Source organism: Mycobacterium sp. (genome assembly GCF_032162605.1).
Taxonomy (GTDB): domain Bacteria; phylum Actinomycetota; class Actinomycetes; order Mycobacteriales; family Mycobacteriaceae; genus Mycobacterium.
The window spans coordinates 1-4,607 of the sequence record NZ_JAVROT010000250.1 but is presented as its reverse complement, the minus strand read 5'-3'; the positions used below and the strand labels follow the sequence as shown (position 1 = coordinate 4,607).

8 protein-coding genes and 1 pseudogene are annotated in these 4,607 nt (G+C 63.4%); 5 read left to right on the top strand and 4 right to left on the bottom strand.

Going from position 1 to position 4,607, the window contains the following annotated elements:
- Positions 1 to 33 precede the first annotated feature (33 nt).
- On the bottom strand, positions 34 to 993 hold the full coding sequence (locus QOI01_RS15095) for a LysR family transcriptional regulator (RefSeq protein ID WP_526382230.1): 960 nt from the start codon (positions 991 to 993) through the stop codon (positions 34 to 36).
- A gap of 151 nt (positions 994 to 1,144) precedes the next feature.
- Between QOI01_RS15095 and QOI01_RS15090 the strand changes: the two genes are divergently transcribed.
- Positions 1,145 to 1,669, top strand: coding sequence for a carbonic anhydrase (locus QOI01_RS15090; RefSeq protein ID WP_526382228.1), 525 nt, complete (start codon positions 1,145 to 1,147; stop codon positions 1,667 to 1,669).
- A 151-nt stretch (positions 1,670 to 1,820) separates the two neighbouring features.
- A complete protein-coding gene (locus QOI01_RS15085; RefSeq protein ID WP_526382226.1) occupies positions 1,821 to 2,000 on the top strand; it encodes a hypothetical protein in 180 nt (59 codons plus the stop codon).
- A gap of 4 nt (positions 2,001 to 2,004) precedes the next feature.
- Here the strand turns inward: QOI01_RS15085 and QOI01_RS15080 are convergent, their stop codons facing one another.
- Entirely contained in the window at positions 2,005 to 2,157 is a 153-nt protein-coding gene (locus QOI01_RS15080) for a winged helix-turn-helix domain-containing protein (RefSeq protein WP_526382232.1), read from the bottom strand.
- A gap of 157 nt (positions 2,158 to 2,314) precedes the next feature.
- Here QOI01_RS15080 and QOI01_RS15075 point away from each other — a divergent pair.
- Positions 2,315 to 2,457 (top strand): annotated as a pseudogene (locus QOI01_RS15075) (transposase); the annotation flags it as partial.
- A gap of 199 nt (positions 2,458 to 2,656) precedes the next feature.
- Positions 2,657 to 2,809, top strand: a complete 153-nt coding sequence (locus QOI01_RS15070; protein ID WP_526382224.1) for a hypothetical protein — start codon at positions 2,657 to 2,659, stop codon at positions 2,807 to 2,809.
- Positions 2,810 to 2,916: 107 nt separating this feature from the next.
- On the opposite strand, the gene QOI01_RS15065 is transcribed toward QOI01_RS15070, so the two are convergent.
- Positions 2,917 to 3,162, bottom strand: a complete 246-nt coding sequence (locus tag QOI01_RS15065) for a hypothetical protein (protein ID WP_526382222.1) — start codon at positions 3,160 to 3,162, stop codon at positions 2,917 to 2,919.
- Between the two features lie 498 nt (positions 3,163 to 3,660).
- The gene (locus tag QOI01_RS15060) at positions 3,661 to 3,939 is read right to left on the bottom strand and encodes a hypothetical protein (RefSeq protein ID WP_526382221.1); all 279 of its coding nucleotides are present in this window, start codon (positions 3,937 to 3,939) and stop codon (positions 3,661 to 3,663) included.
- Between the two features lie 346 nt (positions 3,940 to 4,285).
- Between QOI01_RS15060 and QOI01_RS15055 the strand changes: the two genes are divergently transcribed.
- Complete coding sequence (locus QOI01_RS15055) at positions 4,286 to 4,450, top strand: hypothetical protein (protein ID WP_526382219.1); 165 nt, start codon at positions 4,286 to 4,288, stop codon at positions 4,448 to 4,450.
- Positions 4,451 to 4,607: the final 157 nt, after the last annotated feature.

The following is a 4,607-nucleotide window of genomic DNA, read 5'->3' as shown; positions in this document are numbered from 1 at the left end:
TGGCATTGCGCTGAGTCAGGTCTGCCGTGGTAGTCACGGTTCCTCCGTTATGCCCGTCGAATTGGCACCGTCGAAGCGAAGGTGACCTGGTTGAGTGATCCATCCCTGTGGTACGTCGACCGTCAGGGTCAACTGGACGAAACGCGCCGCGGCCGCCGTTAGTGTGCGCGCCGGATTCCACTGCAACTTGTACAAGAGCAGCCCGGGCGGCGATGCCGGCAACACCGTCACCTCCTCGTTGCGCCCGCTCAATGCGGCACCGGTCATGACCCACTGCACGTCGGACTGCCGTGGCCACCCCGTCGCCCCGGCATCGGTGGTTTCGAGTTCTACGGTCGGCGGAAAGATGCCCGCGTTCTCCAGCACCCGTTGCTGCGCAAAACACCACTCCGGGAACAGGGACGCACTGGGGATACCGAAACACTCGGCCGCCAATTCAGTCCAGGCGACGCCGTCACTATCGGCGAGGCGGTGGGTCGAACGCAGCGCCACCAGGACCCGTTCAGCGCAGAACACCTCACCGACGACGCCCGGCGGATCGACGACGTAACCACAGTTAATGGCGACGTCGACGGTGCCGTCGGCGACAGCTCGCAGCAAGTCGGGCGGCCACATCCGGCGCACGTCGAGAGTGATGTCAGGAGCGTGTCGAAGTAGTGCGTCGGCAACATGTGGTGCCAGGACGGGCTCGACGTTGGGCACGATGCCCAATCGGACTGTGCCGACTTCGCCGTTGGCGACGCGGCGCACCGCAGCGGTCGCCGAGGAAACATCGCTCACGATGGCCTGGGCGCGATCGAGGAGTTCCGCTCCCGCGCTGGTGAGAGCCACTCGACGAGTCGTGCGCGTCAACAGTGGCGTGCCCATTTCGCGTTCCAGCCGACGGACCAGCTCACTCAACGTGGGCTGCGACATGTGGAGTGTCTCGGCGGCACGACCAAAGTGGAGTTCGGTCGCCACCGCCACGAACGCCTCGAGTTGGCGGAACTCCACAGAGGAACAGTACGGCGGCTGATTGATCGTTGCAGCCGATGAGTGCCATCAGGTATTGGCGCTTTATCCCGAGCGGAACGCGGAGCACTGTAAGTGCAGCCACAACGGGTTTCAACGCTTCCTACCTGTGGCGTCCATGTGAGGAGTGGTGATGAGTGACTCAGTCCAGAAGTTGATCCAAGGCAACGCCGGCTTTTCGACGCATCGCTATGCCTCGGGGTTGAAGATCATCCCGTCACTGAAGATCTTCGTCATCGGCTGCGTGGACCCGCGAGTCGACCCGTCACTCGTCCTCGGACTCGACTTGGGCGAAGCCGCGGTGATTCGCAACATCGGTGGGCGGGTCACGTCCTCGGTGTTGGACGAGCTCGTGTTGCTGCGGAAGCTGACTCAGGCCGCGGGCGGTGACTTCGACCAGGGATGGACCTTCGTTGTCCTGCAGCACACCGACTGCGGGATCCTGCGCATGCAGGGTGAGCGGGCAAGGCTAGCGAGCTTCTTCGGAATCGATGAAGGGTCCTTGAACGCAAAGAGCGTGGCAGACCCCTATGTGGCCGTGCAGGTCGATGTAGCGGCTCTCCACGGCACCGATGGCCTTCCTGATGGAATGCGGTGCGTTGGAATGGTTTACGACGTCAACACCGGACTCATCGAGGCCGCCGTCGCCCCAGAATGACCATTCGGCCTCTTGATCACTCTCGCGATCGACCCGAATGGGCAGTTACGCGTGGGCGAGGCCTCACCGGCGCGCAGCTCAGCCGTGGATCCGCCGACACCGATTCGTACGGTAACAAGTCAATCCAGCCCGAGATCGTCGAGAGCCGGCCTTGGTTGAACTCGGCAGCCGACTGCGCTGCAACGAGATTTGCCAGCCCGGTGGTGTCGCCGGCGGCGGAAAGATGATGTACGGCATCATCGGTGAAGCCTTGCGTCGTGAACCAGGTCGCGGCTCGCTGATGCAAAGTTGTAATGAGCTCAGGTTCAATGTATTGCAGTTGGACCCGTAGCAGTTCAGCGAACAGCTGGTGATAGCGAATGCGAGTGCCGTGAGTCGTCCAAAGAGGTGAGAAAGAGGTTCTCCCTTTCGATGTCCGCCAGGATGGCTGCCGAGCCGGTTGATTCCAGCACCGCATCACACAACGCCCCGCCGAGTCGGCGCAGCACCGAGGTGCGCAGCAGGAAGCTGCGCCGATGCTGCGGCTGACCATCGAGCACCTCGGCGATCAGGTAGTTGACGATGTGGTGCCGCGACCGCGCGTGGTCAGTCCAGTAGGAGTGAGAGTCTTGTCGGCCCGCATTGTGGGCAGGAAGGACGATCACAATGGCAACGAGGAAACGACACTCGCAGAGCAGGTTGTGCGCAAGTTGATCCGGGCGGATCGGATGCTGGCCGAGGGCAAAGAGGTCGCCGACGTATGCCGCGAGCTGCAGGTTTCCGCGCAGACCTACTACCGCTGGCGTAACCATGAACCATCCCGAGTGTGCATGAAACTCGGGATGGTTCATTTTCTGCGAAACGTGCGGAGGTCCATCAGAACTTGTCTCGCAGACCATCACCCCGTGGGACGGCAACGAGACGATGGCCCGTGAAGTGTCGCCGTGGACACCATCACGGTGTGCAGACCCGTGGTGCCAGAGCCGCCGACCACGGGGAGCGACCACCATGCAGACAGACGCACACAACAAGGGTCGCGAAGAGCGCCGCGCGCTGCTTGAGCAGTGGCGCGCAGCCGTGGCACGCCAATTGCGGCGTCTGGCAATCGAATTAACGGACATCGACAGACAGCTTGACGAGATCGAGCAGTCCGAACGTTGACAAAGTGCGATCCGGTGTTCTGCACGCCGGCTGGCACCCTATTGTCCGATAGCGCCGCAACTGGAAAAGATGGTCGCCCGACGGAGGGCAAACCGCGACAGCTAAAACTACTCGGCGGCCAACTGGTCGCTGTCGACGAAAACCAGACCGCCCGCGTCGAGCGCCACCGCCCATCTCCGCGCGGGGCCAACTATACGATCACCGATATCCACTGCATGCCCCGCCAGATCGCCGAAATCCTCGACCACCGTGCCGCCGACCTCGCCGTCCGTCCCCGGGTATACACGCACCCGCACCTTCACCGCCACGCGGCTGTCACCGGTATCGCCAGCCGTCCCGCTCGTGCCTTTCATCCGTCGTCACCCCCAGTTGGCGCGTGAAACTAGTGACGCAATTAGAGCACGACCAGCTAACGCCGTCCGGGCTAATGGTCCATGACCACCACCCAGCCGACCCGGCTCCCCCTGCCAGGCTCATGGCATCGACTAGGCCCACGGCGGGCTTCTGCCCGGTGTCGCCACGGTGTGGGACGGCCTCGTGGCGATGGTGGTCGGCGCTTCTACGAGATCGCCGCCGCGATCGCCGAACACTTCTCGGACACCGTCACCCTCGCTACACGCGTGACGGGTCGAACCCCATTTGGTTAACTGTGTTGAGCTGACCGATGACTCGTCCTGCTTGGAGTGCCGACGCGATCTTGGCCGCCGTGTCGCCGCCCAATCCCGTGGCTCGAAAGCCCAAGCGGCCCGCGCCGGCGAGGGGTCACCGGCGCGGGCCTGTCTGAGGCGATACTTCACTTACGAACCGCGGTGTCAGACTGGTGCAGCCTTCCAGCGCACGCTCATTGACCGTTACCGGCGCCAGCCAAACCAGTTACCCCAGCCGCGATCGCCGTGCCAGCCGCCGCGGTCACCGCCCCAGCCGCCGCCATGATCGCCCCCGCCATGAAAGCCGCCACCGCCGTGGCCGGCGGTCTGGACAATATTAGGCGCCACGGCCGTCGACGCGGTGGCGACCGTTGCCGACTGAGCCGGCGCGGGATCGGCCATGGCCGCTGGCGCGACGGCAATAGCTACCGCGGCAGCACCCGTCGCCAACGCTGCTGTGATGTACTTCAGTCCGATTCGCATGATGAAATTCCTTCTATTCGATGGTCCTATCTGGACTCATTCCAGAATTGCGCTCCAGCGGGCCCCTGTCGTCACCGCTGACGCCCATCAACGCTTCCCCGCCAGCTGGAATCCGTGCTTACCTCGCGGCCGTCGCCCTCGTCGCCGCTGGCGAAGAGACCATCTGTACGCCTGCCCTACGCTCTGATGTGTGCAGAATCTCGAGACCATCGACGCCGAGCTGCGGCTACTGGCGGCGGTGCGTCGGTCTATTCGCGAGCAGGGCGGCGAGCCGCCAGGTCGACGAGCTGCCCGACGAGCGCGCTAAGAGTGAGAACTAATGCGGGTGGCGACTGCCCTGCGAATCGTGTCTGTCGTCGTCGCTAAGGCTTTGCTGATCGGCGTGGTGTACTGGCGCGCGCCGAAATACTTTGGCCGCCCTGTGCACATCGGAGCGGGTAGTTGGGCCGCCTTAATCGCCGTCGTGACGATCGGTGTCGCCGCGCTGACGGACGCCGTCATCAACGGGTAAAACCGTTGAGCCACTCCACAACTACGTCACCGAAATTCCGTGCCAGACCACTTAGCGGGATCGATCAACCACGCGAACACCTCCGAGGGGACGGCCTCAATGGTTACCGTCGCGTGGGTCACCAGCGCCATTGCAGACGCTAACGCGTCGAGAAGTT

What these genes read in the sequence shown, in the direction of transcription:
- QOI01_RS15060 (WP_526382221.1), bottom strand. Translation starts at nt 3,939, where the DNA reads ATGCGAATCGGACTGAAGTACATCACAGCAGCGTTGGCGACGGGTGCT.
- QOI01_RS15090 (WP_526382228.1), top strand. Translation starts at nt 1,145, where the DNA reads ATGAGTGACTCAGTCCAGAAGTTGATCCAAGGCAACGCCGGCTTTTCG.
- QOI01_RS15065 (WP_526382222.1), bottom strand. Translation starts at nt 3,162, where the DNA reads ATGAAAGGCACGAGCGGGACGGCTGGCGATACCGGTGACAGCCGCGTG.
- QOI01_RS15070 (WP_526382224.1), top strand. Translation starts at nt 2,657, where the DNA reads ATGCAGACAGACGCACACAACAAGGGTCGCGAAGAGCGCCGCGCGCTG.